The organism is Methylocaldum gracile (genome assembly GCF_053646815.1).
In genome coordinates, this window is the sequence record NZ_CM132196.1 from 731,944 (window position 1) to 749,081 (window position 17,138).

The 17,138-nt window shown below is 60.0% G+C and carries 7 protein-coding genes and 1 tRNA gene; all 8 read left to right on the forward strand.

What is annotated here, in order from left to right:
• Positions 1–4: 4 nt before the first annotated feature.
• The 8 genes from rpoD to ACWJJK_RS03300 all read left to right on the forward strand — a co-directional run bounded on the left by rpoD (position 5) and on the right by ACWJJK_RS03300 (position 16,945).
• Positions 5–1,798 (forward strand): RNA polymerase sigma factor RpoD, encoded by a 1,794-nt coding sequence (rpoD, locus tag ACWJJK_RS03265; RefSeq protein ID WP_077728427.1) that lies wholly within the window; start codon positions 5–7, stop codon positions 1,796–1,798.
• A 12-nt stretch (positions 1,799–1,810) separates the two neighbouring features.
• A tRNA-Ile gene (locus ACWJJK_RS03270) sits at positions 1,811–1,887 on the forward strand.
• A 428-nt stretch (positions 1,888–2,315) separates the two neighbouring features.
• On the forward strand, positions 2,316–2,819 hold the full coding sequence (locus ACWJJK_RS03275) for an RNA polymerase sigma factor (RefSeq protein ID WP_077728426.1): 504 nt from the start codon (positions 2,316–2,318) through the stop codon (positions 2,817–2,819).
• 234 nt (positions 2,820–3,053) lie between these two features.
• The gene (locus ACWJJK_RS03280; RefSeq protein WP_454128639.1) at positions 3,054–4,058 is read left to right on the forward strand and encodes a FecR family protein; all 1,005 of its coding nucleotides are present in this window, start codon (positions 3,054–3,056) and stop codon (positions 4,056–4,058) included.
• A gap of 367 nt (positions 4,059–4,425) precedes the next feature.
• On the forward strand, positions 4,426–4,671 hold the full coding sequence (locus ACWJJK_RS03285; protein ID WP_077728541.1) for an MbtH family protein: 246 nt from the start codon (positions 4,426–4,428) through the stop codon (positions 4,669–4,671).
• A gap of 54 nt (positions 4,672–4,725) precedes the next feature.
• Positions 4,726–5,712 carry a 4'-phosphopantetheinyl transferase superfamily protein gene (locus tag ACWJJK_RS03290; protein WP_434110173.1) on the forward strand — a complete coding sequence of 329 codons (987 nt, stop codon included), beginning with the start codon at positions 4,726–4,728 and terminating at the stop codon, positions 5,710–5,712.
• On the forward strand, positions 5,700–6,680 hold the full coding sequence (locus ACWJJK_RS03295; RefSeq protein ID WP_454128640.1) for a cupin-like domain-containing protein: 981 nt from the start codon (positions 5,700–5,702) through the stop codon (positions 6,678–6,680). Before ACWJJK_RS03290 ends, ACWJJK_RS03295 begins: the two co-directional genes overlap by 13 nt.
• 53 nt (positions 6,681–6,733) lie before the next feature.
• Positions 6,734–16,945, forward strand: coding sequence for an amino acid adenylation domain-containing protein (locus ACWJJK_RS03300; protein WP_454128641.1), 10,212 nt, complete (start codon positions 6,734–6,736; stop codon positions 16,943–16,945).
• Positions 16,946–17,138 lie beyond the last annotated feature (193 nt).

A 17,138-nucleotide genomic window follows, 5' to 3' on the forward strand; every position in this document is an offset into this window, starting at 1 on the left:
GTTGATGAATCTGGAACAACAGCAATCTCAGCTTAAAGAGCTTATCGCCAAAGGTAAAATGCAAGGTTACCTCACTTTTTCCGAGGTGAATGACCACTTACCCAGCGATATCGTCGATCCGGAGCAGATGGAAGACATCATCTGCATGATCAATGATATGGGAATTGAGGTGCACGAGGATGTGCCGGATGCAGATTTGATTCCCGAACCTGCCGTTGTTACCGAGGAAGATGAGGACGAAGCGGCGGAAGTCGCTGCGGCACTTGCTTCCTCCGTTGATGCCGAATTGGGCAGGACCACAGATCCCGTACGTATGTACATGCGTGAGATGGGAACGGTCGAGCTGCTGACCCGCGAAGGTGAGCTGAGCATCGCCAAGCGCATCGAGGAAGGACTGAACCAAGCGGCGAATGAGTTGGTTCGTTTTCCAGCTGCGATGGATCATTTTATCAGGGCCTTCGATGCTGTCGAAAAAGGAGAGGCTCGGTTGTCGGACTTGATTTCCGACTTTTTCGATCCGGCAGCCCAGTCGGAAGAGGTCTTGCTGGATGAAGAGGCCGACACCGAAATTCTCGATGAAACCGAGAGTGGGCCTGACCCGGAACTCGTTAGAGAGAAGCTCGAGCTTTTCAACAAGCAGCACAAAGCTGCTGTCAATGCACATCACAAGCACGGTTATCACCATGAACGTACGCAGAAAGCGTTCGACTCTCTTGCGGAAAGTTTCATGGAGTTCAAGAAAACGCCCCAGTTTTTCAAGGAGTTGACCGATCTGTTGCACAGTGCGGTCGAGAAGATTCGGGAGCAGGAGCGGATTATTCAGGATATCTGCGTCGTCAAAGCAAAAATGCCGCGCGCAGAATTCATCGCCTCTTTCGCCGGTAACGAAAGCAATCCCGATTGGTTTCAGAAACTGTTGGGGGCGCGCTATGGTGAGATATTGGCTTCTTATGCCGACGAGGTGAGGCGTGCGCAAAGCAAACTGGCGCAGATAGAAAAAGATAATCAACTGTCGATCGCCGACATTAAAGAAATCAATCGGCGCGTCTCTGTTGGCGAGAGCCAGGCACGTCTCGCCAAAAAGGAGATGATCGAAGCCAATTTGCGTTTGGTCATTTCCATTGCCAAAAAATATACCAATCGGGGATTGCAGTTCCTCGATTTGATCCAGGAAGGAAACATCGGCCTCATGAAGGCGGTCGATAAATTCGAATATCGACGCGGTTACAAGTTTTCCACCTATGCAACGTGGTGGATTCGCCAGGCGATTACGCGTTCGATTGCCGATCAGGCGCGCACCATCCGAATTCCGGTGCACATGATCGAGACGATCAATAAACTGAACCGTATCTCGCGTCAGATGTTGCAGGAAATGGGACGGGAAGCGACGCCGGAAGAACTGGCGGTCCGCATGGATATGCCCGAAGATAAGGTTCGCAAGGTTCTAAAGATCGCCAAGGAACCCATTTCCATGGAAACCCCCATCGGCGATGATGAGGACTCGCATTTGGGTGATTTCATCGAGGATTCTCGGGTGATGTCTCCGATCGAGCATGCGACCGTCGCAAGCTTGCGCGAAACGACTCAGCAAGTGTTGGCCGGATTGACGGCTAGAGAAGCGAAAGTCTTGCGGATGCGTTTCGGAATTGATATGAATACCGACCACACCTTGGAAGAAGTGGGCAAGCAGTTCGACGTGACCCGCGAGCGTATTCGTCAGATCGAAGCCAAGGCATTGCGCAAACTCCGTCATCCTTCGCGTTCCGAGCAACTACGCAGTTTCCTTGACATGGATTAACGACCAGTTCTCGGGCCCTTAGCTCAGTTGGTTAGAGCAGGGGACTCATAATCCCTTGGTCCAAGGTTCAAGTCCTTGAGGGCCCACCAAGTAAAACAAAGGCTTGCAGCGATGCAGGCCTTTTTCATTTTGAGCGAATGCCCAATTTCTGCTCAAGACTGGACTTTCGCTCCCGCCTGATTCTAACGACCATTCTCTTTGGTTGTTCCTTATCCGATAAACGTTTAACCGAGGCTAATCCCTCACTGCTATCCCAAAGATGCTCGGAGGCGGCTGCAAGGCACCGTAAAGCTTGAGAAGCGAAGCGCCGGGCATGGTAGAGCTGTGTGATATGCCGCATATAGTGAGTCATAAGCCCTAGTTTGCGAGGCTACATCTAGATTCCCACTCGAATCAGGCGCGGAAATGCGCTCGGCACAGACCTTGCTCGGATAGTTCAGCCACGATCTTCCTCTCGAGGCTTGAAAACTGTACTTGCTCCCCGATGGCGCCAAGACCCGTTAAGGAACAACAATAAATGAAATCGTCCGTTGCGCTTATTCAGTCGACTTACCTGGAAACTCGAAAACCCTTGCTGCAATTGCTCAAGCGCCGTCTCGGTTGCAGCGATACTGCGGAGGATGTAGTCCAGGAGGCCTATTTGCGGGTTATTCAGCAAAACTCCGTCGACGAAATAGTTAATCTGCCTGCTTACCTGTTTCGTATCGCGAGCAATTTGGTGGTCGATTACGGGCGGCAGGCCGTGGCGTCGGCGCAGGCTCATCACGAGCCGCTGGAAGAAGACCTGATCTGTCCGAAACCGCTTCCCGACAAGATCACGGAAGCAGGCCAAGAGTTGGACCTCCTTGGCCAATCGATCGCTGAACTGCCTCCGCAATGCCGCCGTATCTTTCTGCTGCACAAGGTCCAGCACCTCAGTCATGCCGAAATAGCCGAGCGATTGAATATCTCCCCTCGTACTGTGGAAAAACAGGTCGGTAAAGCGTTGAAGATTCTGCGCGATAGAATGCGGACTAGATAGCGCCGACGTTCTACTGCGAAAGAATAGGGTGCGGCAAATCCCGCTCTGACGTGTCCATCCTTGATGGTGCCCAGTAAGACCAACTTGCGTTCAAACTGGCAAAGTACTTTTCAGCGTTATTTTCCCAACGAACTCGTTATCATTTGACAAGGAGGAGTTGACCGGCTGTAATCGAAAAAGCTGGCAAGTGCCACGCCAGTTCGTCGCGCAGACAACAAGATAAAAAGAGCGGTTATGCATCCAAACCCCGTGGAGACGACGATCTCCGACGAGGCGATCGAGTGGTTCTCGAAACTCCACTCCGGCCGGGTTACGCCCGAGGATCGCAATCGTTTCGAGGACTGGCGAAAGCGTAGCTCCCTGCATGCCAAGGCTTATGCGGATGTCGAAATGTTTTGGGCGCTGCTGGACGAGCCGGCCCGACGGGTCTTCGAACGAGAAGAGACTTTGGCGTCGGAACAGACGGATGCGACCCCTCTCATCCGTAAAGCTGGGCAAAGGGTCGCTAGGCGACCGGCGCGCCGTGCCTTCGTGGGCTTATCTCTGGCTGCTGCGCTTGTCATGTACCTTTGGTTGCCGGGAGCTTTTCGCTTTTGGACCAGTGATTATCATACGGAGTGGGGCGAACGGCAGGAGATTACGCTGGAGGACGGCTCCCGAGTTTCCCTCAATACCCACTCAGCCTTATCGGTCGAGTTCTCCCCGGAACGACGCGTGATCAAACTCCTGGAAGGCGAAGCTTATTTCCAGGTGAGCCACGATCCAGACCGTCCCTTCATCGTCCTTACCGCTCATGGCGTGGCCAAAGTCACGGGCACCGCGTTCAACGTATACGAGCGGGATGACCGTATGACCGTCACCGTGTCCGAGGGGCGGGTGCGCGTCTACACCGAGGGGGCCGAGGATCGGGCGATAGAACTGAGCGCCGGATTGCAGGCGACCGGCAGCATCGACGGCATAGGCCCTGTTCTCCGCGTGGATGCCCGGCAGGCGTCGGCCTGGCGCGAGGGACTCTTGGCGTTCAACATGCAGCCGCTCGCCGCCGTGGTCGACGAGATAAATCGTTATTTCCCCGGCAAGATCATCATCGCCGATCCGCGCATCCGCGAGCGGGTCGTCAGTGGCGCCTTCGACCTGACCCGGCCCCGCGATATTCTTACCGCCATCGAGAAAACCTTAGGACTAAGCTCGGTAAATCTTTCCGGCGCTCTGACCCTGCTTTATCAGCCCACCCTCTGAGCTCTCAGCCGCCGCATCCGGCCGAGGGCTGGCGCACCTTCCCTCGCCGCCTGAATTCCTTTCTCACGCCTATCCCAAAGCCGTAGTCGTAGGTCGGCAATCCTTTGCCGACAAATCCACTTGCCGAACTGGGGTGTCGGCAAAGGATTCCCGACCTACTGAGGGTACTACACCAAACCTGACAACGCTCCAGCAGCACAGCGCATCCATTCCTCGGACACACCTCGCTTCGAATCGCCCTCAAAAATTTTCGTCCCGGAGTACGGGGTCGGTTTTGTGTTTTCGTCAATACGGATATCCGGGGCAAAAAACCTTGGCGACGAAAACCGATCCTGGTTGCTTGAACTCGAATCTGGAGGACGAAAACATGGCTTGGGATGAAGACGATACGACGATTTACCACGTGGTCGTCAACCATGAGGAGCAGTATTCGATTTGGCCGGAATACAAGGAAGTGCCTATAGGATGGCGAACGGTCGGCAAGAGCGGTCCGAAGCAGGAGTGTCTGGACTATATCAGGGATGTGTGGACGGACATGCGGCCTCTGAGTTTACGCAGACACATGGAGGAGGCGTCCCTTCAGGAAGCCGCGTCGGCAGGGAAGGAGGCTTGATGCGCGTGGGAATTCTCCGGTTCGGAGGATGCTCTTTCTGAGAAGGCGATACGGATGTCTCGGCCAGTGATTTCTACGCCTAATTTCCCTCGGCTGTCGCCGGCCGAAGTGCATGTCTGGTGTGTGCCGCTGATTTCTGATCTCGGCAATGCCGCAGACCACAGCGCCGTCGCTTACGAATCCTATTCCTGGTACTTCGCAGATTTGTCTAATGACGAACGGGAAAGAGCCGGCCGCTTCGCGTTCGAGCGAGACCGGGCTCAATACGCCGCGGCCAGAGGAATTCTCCGCCGGCTGCTCGCCGGATATCTGAACATCGACCCTTCTGAAATCCGTTTCGCCTATGGCGCTTTTGGCAAACCGGAATTGCGAAGTCCCTCCGTGGACTCCGTCCCGACGGGCCGCTGCGCGTCCCATTTCGCTCCCGGCGAAATGGTGGCGGGCCGCCCGGTCGAGCGGCTCCGGTTCAATCTTTCCCATGCCGGGGGCTGGGCGGCATACGCCATTTCCTGCGATAGCGAGGTCGGCATCGATATCGAGCCCGTGAGAAACGATGTCCCCTGGCAAGAACTGGCGCCTTTGGTCTTTTCGCCGAACGAGCAGGCCGAATTCAGCGAAATTTCCTTGTCCGAAAAGACGGCGGCATTTCTTCGGGGCTGGACCAGAAAGGAGGCCTATGTCAAAGGCCGTGGCGACGGCTTGTCGTTTTCTCTCGATGCCTTCGACATACCCTTGGGACCGCTCGAAACCCGATCCGCCGTCGAGATTCAAGACGCGCTGGGGCAGCCGTCCGGCTGGTGGCTTTACCCTCTCGACCTGATTCACGGTTTCGTTTCGGCTCTCGCGGTAGAGGGAGAGCCGGTCCGAGTCACGGTTCGCCACTGGGTGGAAAGCACGACAACGACCAAGCCGGCGACCGCCGTTCCTTCCCGTGAATCCGACTCGATAGCGTTTTCTAGTACGACCGGAAGCATGCCGGGAAATGCTGGTTTGAAGGGTACGGAACTACGCAGGCATTCGGAGGGAGCATGGCAAATTTGATGCTTCGGAAGCCGGCGATCGAAACGGCGACAGACGCGCAACCGGGGAATCCGGCTGCAGGTAAGGAATACCCTCCAATCGAGCGCAGAGCAAAACTCTCATCCGCCGATTTTTTCTCCGGGTACGTGGCCAAAGGCGTTCCGGTAGTCGTGAGCGGGGCGCTCAACCGTTGCCCGGCACTCGCTCGCTGGACATTCGACCATCTGCGCCGAGTCTCCGGCCAACGCTTCGTCAAGCTCAAGCAAGGGCTGGCCGATGAAGGCGTCGCCGGTTTGAGGACGGTCGACGCCAGATTGAGCGAGTACCTGGATCAACTGGAGGCCTACCAACCCCGGCTTGAATCGGACGAAATGGCAGCCAAGGATAGGCCGCCCTATTTTCACGACGTGCCGCTACTCGGCGTCTTACCCGATGCGGCCAACGACCTCCGCGGCTTTCCGTCCCACTATTTTCCGGGCTGGTACCGCCCTTATTGGTTGCAGTTCGCCCAGTTCTTCCTGGGGCCGAAACATAGTCTGACGCCGCTCCATTTCGATTGCCTGCTCACCCATAACCTGTTCTTCCAGGTGGCGGGGCGGAAGCGTTTCATCCTGCTGGATCACGATCAGCTTCCGTACTGTTACCGCTATCGGTGGCGCTGGTGCGAAGTGGACGCCGAAAACCCGAATTTCGTGCGTCATCCGCTTTTTCGGGAGGCGCAGGTTCGAGAGTGCACCGTGGAACCGGGAGACATGCTTTACATGCCTCCGGGAATGCTTCACCACGTCCGCAGTCTCGACTGCGCCATCTCCTTCAATGTGGACTGGCATACCCGCGAAAGCTCTGTTCGGGGAATCTTGGCATTGGGACGAGGGATGCCGCTCAAGAACGTGTACTACAACACGGTGATCGCCCTCGGGCTATGCACCGGCGTTTCCGCCAAGCGGGTACTCCCCTGGTACCGCTCATATCTGAATTACGTCTCATAAAGGAGGCCGCAGTGCGCAACTTCGAGGAGTCCGGAGTGACGGGAAATGTTGGGATGACTTGCTCCAATCTGGTCGAGCTGCTGGGCGCAAGAGCCAACGAGAATGCCTTGGGAAAAGGATACGTTTTTCTCGGCGACGGCGAAATCGAAAACGGCCGGCTGACGTTCGCCGATCTAGACCGGCGGGCCCGCGCCATCGCCGCCCGCCTTCAGGCCCTGGGTATGGTCGGGGAGCGAGCGGTGCTGCTGTATCCGCCGGGGCTTGAATATATCGAGGCCTTTTTCGGCTGCCTGTATGCCGGAGCCATCGCGGTGCCGGCTTATCCTCCGACCCGCCAGCATCTGCCGCGCCTCCAGGCCGTGATGCGCGATGCCGCACCCGCCGCCATCATGACCACGGCGGAACTCGCCGCAAAATTCCGGGATGAATTCGTGGGAGGCGCGCTGCGCGCCGCGTCGAACTGGCTCGCTACCGATACCGTGGCTTCGGACGAAGCCGGGTGTTGGCAGGCGCCCGTACTCGCGCCGGAAAACATCGCCTTCCTGCAATACACCTCGGGTTCCACCGGCGACCCCAAGGGCGTGATGGTGAGCCACGGCAATCTGCTCGCCAACCAGAAGGCCATCCGACAAAGCTTCGGACACACCGAGCGCTCGACCGTGGTCGGCTGGCTGCCCCTGTATCACGACATGGGCTTGATCGGAAACATCCTCCAGCCGCTTTATGTCGGCTCTACCGCCGTCCTGATGTCGCCCATGGCCTTTCTGGAGAAGCCGGTACGCTGGCTGAAGGCCATTTCCGAATATCGGGCCGCGACTTCCGGCGGTCCCAACTTCGCTTACGATCTCTGCGTTCGCAAGGTGACGGCCGAACAAAAGCGCGACCTGGATCTCAGCGCCTGGACGTTGGCCTTCAACGGCTCCGAACCGGTGCGCCATGCGACGCTGGAGCGTTTCGCCGGTGCCTTCGCGGAATGCGGCTTTCGCCGCGAAAGTTTCTTTCCTTGTTACGGTCTGGCCGAGGCCACGCTGTTTGTAACAGGAGCGAGGCTAGAGACCGGAGGCTTGAGGCTGGAGGAAACAAAGGCCAAACCCAAGATCGGCGATTCCTCAAGCCTCAAGTCTCCAGCCTCCAGCCTCGTTTCCTGCGGCTTGCCCGCGGATCGCCATATTGTCCAAATTGTCGATCCCCATACGGGAAAACCGTGGCTGCCGGGCCGGGAAGGCGAAATCTGGGTCTCGGGTCCCAGCGTGGCGCAGGGCTACTGGAACCGCGCCGAGGAATCCGAGAACACCTTCAGGGCGAGGCTAGAGGCTCTAGACCATAGACTTCGGACTAGCGGAATCCGGCCTATGGACTCTGGCCTAAAGCCTGAAGCCTCATTTCTCCGCACCGGCGACCTGGGATTACTCGACGACGGCCGGTTATACGTTACCGGGCGTATCAAGGACCTGATCATCATCCGAGGGCGGAACTATTACCCGCAGGACATCGAGCACGCACTGACTGACAGTGTGGATGTCCTGCGTCCCGGAGGCTGCGCCGCATTCTCTGTGACCTGTCAGGACGAGGAAAAGCCGATCGTGGTCGCGGAACTGACCCGCGAAGCCATACGGAAGGCCGATTACGAAGCGATTTTCGCATCCTTGCGGAGCACCCTGGCCGAGGCTTGTGAATTGACGGCCGCCGAACTGGTTCTCGTCCAGCCCGGCGGCGTTCCCAAGACCTCCAGCGGCAAACTGCGCCGCCAAGCCTGTAAGCAAGCGTACCTGGAGGGTGCTCTACCGGTGTTGGCGCGGTCGGACGACCCGAAGGAAGGGGGCGCGCAGCTTGCCGGGCAGGACAGCCCGGCTACTTCGGGTGGAATGAGGAAGGCGAGCGAACGCAAGGCGACGCCGCAGGAATTCCAACTCCAACTTCTGCAGGAAGCCTTGTCCGTCGTTCCTCACCCGCAGCGCGCCGCGCTGATCGCTCGTTTCCTCCGGACCAAGATCGCCCATCTGCTGAAGATCGAGGAATTCGCCGTATCCATGGAATCGCCGCTGCGAGCGTCGGGCCTCGATTCCCTGAAGGCCGTCGAACTCAAGCACACGGTGGACGAATTATTGGGCATCGAGGCCCCGTTGACGCTATTCCTGTCCGACCGGTCGGTGGTGGAAGTGGCTGAAGCTCTTGCCTGTCAGGCTGAAGGTTTGAGGCTGGAGGCTGTAGGAAATGACAAGGAACAGGCAATAGTCTCCGTTTCCTCAAGTCTCGAGTCTCTAGCCTCGAGCCTTTCTTCGACCCAGTTTTCCATGTGGACGATGCAACACATGGAACCGAACAGCATCGTTTACAACCTGCATCTAGCCTTGCGCATCGAGAACGGCGCCGACGCGGAAGCCTTGCGGCGATCCTTCTACCGCCTGGCGGAGCGGCACGAAATGCTGCGCACGGTTTATCGCAACGAGGGCGACGAGGTCTTTCAGTCGGTATTGCCGCTGGCCGACCTGCCCGACTTCTTTACTGCCGTCGACGCCTCGGTTTGGTCGGAATCCGAACTTCAAGACGACATGGCGCGGCGCATCCGCGAACCCTTCGACTTGGCGCACGGACCGGTCTTGCGGGTGGTCCTCTATCGACATGGAACCAAGGCTCCAGACTTCAGGCTCAAGACTTCGGATGTCCAGGAACCTGTAGCCCATAGCCTAGGGCCTCAAGCCTCTCCGCATACCCTCCTGCTTTGCGCCCACCACATCGCCCTGGACCTTTGGTCGGTGCTCGTGCTCGTCGACGAGTTGAGAAAAATCCGTTCGGAATTGGGTGAGACGGTTCCAGGGCCGAGCTTGTCCCCACCGGCTTCCAGCTATGCTGAATTCGCGGCCTGGCAACGGAACTATCTGGAAAGTCCGGCCGGCAATGCCGACTGGGATTACTGGCGGCAACGGCTTTCCGGAGAACTCCCGATCCTCGCCCTGCCCACTGACCGTGCGCGGCCTGCGGTACCGAACTACCGCGGCGCTTCGGTAGCGGTTCGCCTGAGCCGGGAGGAAACCGACAGGCTAAAGGATTTCGCGGCGCGTAGCGGCGTCACCCTGTTCACTCTGTTGCTTGCGGCATACAAGGTCCTGCTCCATCGCTACACCCGTCAAACCGACCTGATCGTAGGCGTTCCTGCGGCCGGGCGCTGTCAAGCCCGTTTTGCATCGGTTGTGGGCAACTTCGTCAATCCGGTGCCGCTGCGCAGCCAGCCCGCCGCCGACAAGCCTTTTTCAGTTTATCTGGCGGAGATACACGACGCTTTATTGGGTGCTCTAGAACATCAGGACTATCCGTTTTCCCTCATGGTGGAACGCCTGCATGTCGAGCGCAACGCCGATCACTGGCCGGTCTATCAAACCCTATTCGTGCTGCAGCAGGCGCAAGCGAATATCGGAAGCGAACTGGCGCAGCTCGCTCTGGGGGAAAACGGCGAGATGTCGGTCGGGAACGATTGGCCAGTGCGCCCGCTGGCCATCAGGCAGCGCATAGAGCGGTTCGATCTCAAACTGATGGCGGCCGAAGATGGAGCCAGCCTCCTGCTGTCCTTCCAATACCGCACCGATCTTTTCACGGAACGGACGGTTTCCCGGATTGCCGATCATTTCCGCAATCTCTTAGAGGCTGTGGCGGCGAATCCCGCAACAAGTATCGGCGGCTTGAGGCTGTTCGGCGAGCAGGAGCGAATCCAGCTGCTGGATCAGGCCATCGGGCCGGAGACGCCGCTTCCGGAAGAACCGTGCATTCATCGGCTGTTCGAGCTGCAGGCGGCCAACACCCCCGATCTTCCGGCCGTGGCCTGCAAGGACCAACGCCTGACCTACCGCGAATTGAACGCCGTCGCCAACCGCTGGGCGCATCATCTGATAGCGCTCGGAGTCGGGCCTGGCAGCCGGGTCGGCATTTGCGTCGAGCGCTCCGCGAATTTCGTGACGGCCATCCTGTCCGTGCTCAAGGCCGGCGCCGCCTACGTTCCCCTCGACCCCGCTTATCCGGAAGACCGGGTGGCCCGCGTGCTGGCCGACGCCGGCGTCGGCCTATTGCTGACGCAAACCGGCTTGAACGCTTCCAGCCATTTTCCCGCCATCGTCCGGCTCGATATGGATCTATGGCCGGAAGGACCGGAACCGGCGCACGACAATCCGCACCCTGCGATGACGCCGGACCATCCCGCCTATGTGATCTACACATCGGGGTCGACCGGACAATCCAAAGGCGTCGTGGTTTCTCACCGGAGCCTCGCTAATTACACCCAGCTTATTGCCGGGCAGATTTCCGCGCTCGCCGGATTTCGTTACGCAATGGTATCTACGCCCGCGGCGGATCTCGGCAATACGGTCCTGTTCGCTTCCCTCGTTTCCGGCGGATGTCTGCATGTATTCGACCAGGATGCCGCCACGGATGGGCGCGTGTTCGCCGACTACATCGAACGCCAGCCGATCGACGTGCTGAAGATCGTGCCCTCTCATCTCGCGGCCCTCCTGGATTCGGCCGAAGGCAGGACCATCGCGCCTCGACGGGCGTTGATTTGCGGCGGCGACGTGCTCACCTACGATCTGGTCGGCCGGATCATCGCCCAGCGTCCGGAATGCCTTATCTTCAATCACTACGGCCCCACGGAGACCACGGTCGGATCGCTGATTCTTCCGATTGAACCGGACGTGCGGGAGAGCGGGGCAAGGGAATCGGTACCGATCGGCCGCCCGATCGCCAACAGCCGGGCCTATGTTCTCGACGGCAATCTCGAACCGGTGCCGAACGGTGTCGCCGGCGAGTTGTACATCGGCGGCGCGGGGCTGGCCCAAGGGTATCTGAATCGTCCGGACCTGACCGCCGAACGCTTCGTTCCCGATCCGTTCGGTGCAGGCCCCGGCGAGCGCCTGTACCGGACCGGCGACCTCGTGCGTCGGAGAGCCGACGGCCTCGTCGAATTCCTGGGGCGCGCTGACCATCAGCTCAAGATTCGAGGCTTTCGTATCGAGCCGGGCGAGATCGAGGCCCGCCTGCGGACCCATCCCGAAGTGCGGGATGCCGTGGTGACGGCCTGGGAAGACGAACGCGGAGTCAAACGTCTTGCCGCGTACATCGTATCCAGCGGCGACGAACCGGACCCGGAAGCCCTGCGTGTCCATGTCCAAATCGCTCTGCCGGACTACATGGTTCCGGCGGCCTTCGTGTTCCTGGACGGTTTGCCGCTGACTCCCAACGGCAAGCTGGATCGGAGGTCCCTGCCTAAGCCCGATCCTTCCCGTCAATTGACGCGCCGATACGCCGCACCCCGAAACGACGCGGAAGCCCGGCTGGCTGCCATTTGGGCCGAGGTGCTGCGCATCGACAGGGTCGGCATCCACGATAACTTCTTTTCGCTGGGAGGGGATTCCATCCTCAGCATACAGGTGGCGAGCCGCGCTCGGCGGATCGGCTTGAACCTGGCGCCGCGGCAGATTTTTCAGCACCAGACAGTGGCGGAATTGGCGCTGGCGGCGGAAAGCGCGGCTCCGTTCGAGGCCGAGCAAGGCATTATCGAAGGACCGGCTCCTCTAACGCCGGTCCAGCAGAAATTCTTCGCCCAGGATCTCGCGAATCCGCATCACTGGAATCAATCCCTGCTGTTGGACATGCTGCATCCGTTCGACCCCGGCCTGATGGAGCGCGCCGTGGAGCAACTGGTGTTCCATCATGACGTCTTGCGGCTGCGGTTTTCCCGCGACGCGGCGGCTTGGCGGGCCTGTTACGTCGGGAAAGAGCGGCAGCCCATGTTTCATCGGGAAGATCTGTCCGCTATCCCTGACGCGGCGTTCGAGGCCTTTCTTGCCGGACGCGCGGAGTATTGGCAGCGACAGATCGATCTCGGCGAGGGGCCCACGCTCCGGGCGGTCTGGTTCGAACTCGGGCGGGGACGCGGCGCGCGGCTGTTGCTGGTCATCCATCACCTGGCCATGGATATCGCGAGCTGGCGCATCCTGCTGGACGATCTCGTGCTCATCCACGACCAATTGGCCTCCGGCCACGCCGTGACCTTGCCGGCCAAAACGACCTCTTACCGGCAATGGGCTGGGCGGCTTCAGGACTATGCCGGAACCCTGGCGGGGGAGGGGAGAGCGCCATCCTGGTGGCACTCGCGGGAGGCTGCTGAAACGGCTTTGCCGGTCGATCGCGACGAAGGCACGAACACCGAAGCCGATGCCGCCGAGTATACGGTCAAGCTCTCCGAAAAACTCACTCGGGCGCTCATTCAGGAAGCCGGAGCGGCCTATCGGACCAGCGTTCAGGAATTGTTGCTCATCGCCGTCGTCAAGGGTCTTTCGGACTGGTCCGGCCTGCACCGGTTGCGGGTGGAGGTCGAAGCGCACAGCCGCGACAACGGCCCGTTCAGGGATTTGGATTTTACGCGGACGATAGGACGGTTCACGACCTCCTACCCGGTGACCTTCGATATCGATCCGGCGAACGCCACCGGAGGCATCATCAAGGACCTCAAGGAGCAGTTCCGCCGCCAGTCCGCACGGGGATTCGACTACACCGTCTGGCGCTGGCTCGGCGAAGGGCGGGAAAAAGGCTGTTCGGCGGATGCGCCCATCCTGTTCAATTATCTCGGCCACCTGGACCTCGGAACCGACGCCCACGCGTATTTCCGGCAATGCGCGCTGGCATCGGGCATCGCCCGCGCCTCGGCGAACCGCCGGACGCACGAATTGGCGGTCAACGCCGCGGTCAGCGGCGGGCATCTCCAACTGACCTGGATTTACAGCGCGGCGCGTTATGGCGGCTCGACCATCGCCCGCCTCGGCGACGCCGTGATCCAGGCATTGGAGACGCTGATCTCCCACTGTCTCGAACCCGGCGTGTCCGGGCTAACGCCCTCCGATTTTCCGCTGGCCAAGCTGTCCGCGCAGGAGCTCGACAGACTGCCTTATCCGCCGGGAAACATCGAGGATGTCTATCCGCTGGGGCCCATGCAGGAAGGCATGCTGTTCTATTCCCTGATGTATCCGGGATCGGGCATCTATCACATGATCGATCGCTACGAAATCGACGGGGATGTCGAAATCGAGGCTTTCAAGGCGGCCTGGCAGGAGGTCTTGGACCGTCACCCCATCCTCCGCACGTCCTTTCTTTGGAAAGACTATTCGAGTCCGCACCAGTGCGTGCAGAAGCACCTGGCGCTGCCGTTCGATTATCAGGACTGGAGAGAAATGGACCCAGTCGAACAGGAACGGCGGTTCGAGGCGTTGATCGAAACCGAGCTGAAAACGGGTTTCGATTTCACGGTGGCGCCTTTGATGCGGATACGCCTGGTCCGGTTCGGCGACCGACGTTACCGCTTCATCCGCAGCCATCACCACATTCTCATGGATGCCTGGTGCAAGTCCCCGGTTTTGTTGGAGTTCCGGGCGAACTATGAGGCCAAGGTAAAAGGAGAGCCCTGCCCGCCCAGGGAGGCTGCGATACCCTATCGGGACTATATCGGCTGGCTTGCGGAGCAGAACCGGGAGGCTGCTGAAAATTTCTGGCGCCGGTATCTTACCGGATTCGGCGAACCCACGCCGCTGGTCGTGGACAAGCCGGTTCCGCCGGAAACAAAAGGCACGAGCCAAGTCCGGGATCGGGTGGCGCCGTTGTCCGAGGAAGACACCAAGGCGCTTCATGCTTTGGCGCAGCGTTGCCAAGTGACGCCGAACAGCGTCTTGCAGGCCGCCTGGGCGCTGATGCTGGCCCATTATTCGCGGTGCGACGAAGTCGTGTTCGGAGTGACTGTGGCCGGACGCCCGACCGATTTGCCCGGGGTGGAAACGGCGCTGGGATTGTTCATCAACAGCCTGCCGTTGCGGGTCAAGGTCAAGCCGGATCAGCCGGCCCTGGAATTCCTGCGCGAACTGCTGTACCACAATCTGGAGCTCCGCCAATACGAATACATGCCTCTGGTACAGATACAAGCTTTGAGCGAGCTTCCCAGAGGCCAGGCGCTCTTCCAGCACCTGTTCGTGTTCGAAAACGCGCCGGTCGATCCGACCTTGCGGGGTTCCAAGGACGTTTTGAACATCGTCGACGACAAGCACCGCACCCATTCCAATTATCCGATCAACGCGGTGCTGGTTCCTTCCCCGCGTTTCCACCTGCAAATTACCTATGACGTAAACCGTTTCGAACCGGCCGCCGTGGAACGGATGCTCGGGCATTTCAAGACCTTGCTGGAAAGCCTCATCCGCCATCCCGGCGCCCGCCTGGGCTCGCTCCCGATGCTGACCGAAAGCGAGCGCGGCGCAATCCTGGAGCAATGGAACCGGACCGATCATCCCTATCCCGAACCTCGGGACATCGTGGCCCGTTTCGAAGCGCAGACGGCGCTGGCGCCCGAGGCGGTCGCCGTCGCCTGCTGCGGCGAGGCATTGACCTATCGTGAACTCAACGCCCGCGTCAATCGCCTGGCTCACGCCTTGCGCGCCGCTGGGGTGGGCCCCGAGACGCTGGTCGCCCTGTTGAACGATCGCGGCATCGATTTCCTGGTGATGATGTTGGGCGTGTTCAAAGCCGGCGGCGCCTATCTGCCGCTCGATCCCGGCCATCCCGACGCACGCCTGACGCAGGTGCTGGAGGAAGCCCGCGCCGCTCGGCTGCTGGTTGGCAAGTCCTTCCGGGAACGGGCCGAATCAGTGTGCCGGACGGTCTCCCGGCGGCCGGCGCTGCTGGTACTGGACGAACCCGTGGCGCAAAGCTATCCGGCCACCGATCCCGAACGCCTGCACGGCCCCGGCAGCCTGGCCTTCACGATCTTCACGTCCGGCTCCACCGGAACGCCCAAGGGCGCCATGGTCGAGCACCGGGGCATGTTCAACAACCTGATCACCAAGGTTCCGACTTTGGGTTTGAGCGAAGCCGACGCCATCGCCCAAACCGCGGGACAGTGTTTCGACATTTCCGTCTGGCAGCACCTGACGGCTCTCGCATGCGGCGCTCGGGTCGAGATTTTCCCGGACGACATCGTGCGCGATCCCGGCCTGCTTCTCCGCCAAATCGCCGAACGCGAAGTCACCGTTCTGGAGGCGGTTCCGTCGATGATCCAGGCCCTGCTGGAAATGGCCGGGGGTATCGAGCTGCCGCGGCTGCGCTGGCTGATCGCCTGCGGCGAGGCGTTTCCGCCGGACCTCTGCCGGCGCTGGATGAAACGCTTCCCGCACGTGCGGGTGCTCAATGCCTACGGTCCCGCCGAATGCTCGGACGACGTTTCCTACTACGAGGTACCGGAAACGCCCGCAGAAACCGAAACGATCGTGCCGGTCGGGCGCCCCGTGGACAACACCCGGCTGTATCTTCTGGATGCCTGGCTCACCCCGGTTCCCGTGGGCGTGCCCGGAGAAATCTGCGTGGCCGGTATCCAGGTCGGGCGAGGTTACCTGCACCGGCCGGAAACGACGGCGGAAAAGTTCGTTCCGGACCCGTTCGGCCCTGTCGGCGGGCGCTTGTACCGCACCGGCGACCTCGGCCGTTACCGGGAGGACGGCGCCATCGAGTTCCTCGGACGCATCGACCACCAGCTCAAGATTCGCGGGGCGCGGATCGAACCGGGCGAAATCGAGGCGCAGCTTCTCCTGCATCCGGCCGTGGAGCAAGCCGTGGTGGTGGCCCGAGACGACGGAGGCGCGGGCGGCAAACGTCTGGTGGCCTATGTCACGGAACGCTTGCCGTTTTCTCCCTCTCCCTCCGGCAACGGGCCGGATGCGCAACCCGGAGAAAATTTGGAGAGCAAGCCGAGTATCGCGGCTCGCGAGGAAACCGCGGACGGTCTTTCCCTGATCGACCAGTTGCGCGCCTATCTCTCGGCACGGCTTCCGAACTTCATGGTGCCATCGGTCTTCGTTCGCCTCGACGCCATGCCTCTCGGTAGCAACGGCAAAATCGACCGCAAGGCCTTGCCGGCGCCGGACGTCGCCGCTCAAAGGGAAGCGCGCTACGTGGCCCCGCGCACCCCTGCGGAAGAAATTCTCGCCGACATCTGGAAAGACGTATTGGGCCTGGATAGGGTCGGCGTCGAGGACAACTTTTTCGATCTCGGCGGGCACTCCCTCATCGCCGTACAAGTGCTGTCTCGGGTACGGACCGCTTTCGATGTCGAGGTTCCCCTGAGACGCGTCTTCGAGGCCTCCACCATCACACAGCTCGCCTTGGTGATCGAGGAATGCCTGATCGAACAACTCGAATCCCTTTCGGAAGAGGAAGCCTTGGCGTTACTGGAGGACGGATCATGAACTGAAGAAACACTGTAAGAAACCTTCCCGTGTGGGTAAAGGCATCTACTGAAGTCGTCGCCCCGGCATGGATTGCCGGGGTCCAGAAGCCAAGGACGGCAAAGGCCTCTTAACTCCTGTGCTCTGAATTCCGGCACGAATTCGCCCGGAGCGGAGTGATTCTGAGGTGTCATTCGACCAGCCTGCAGAAAGA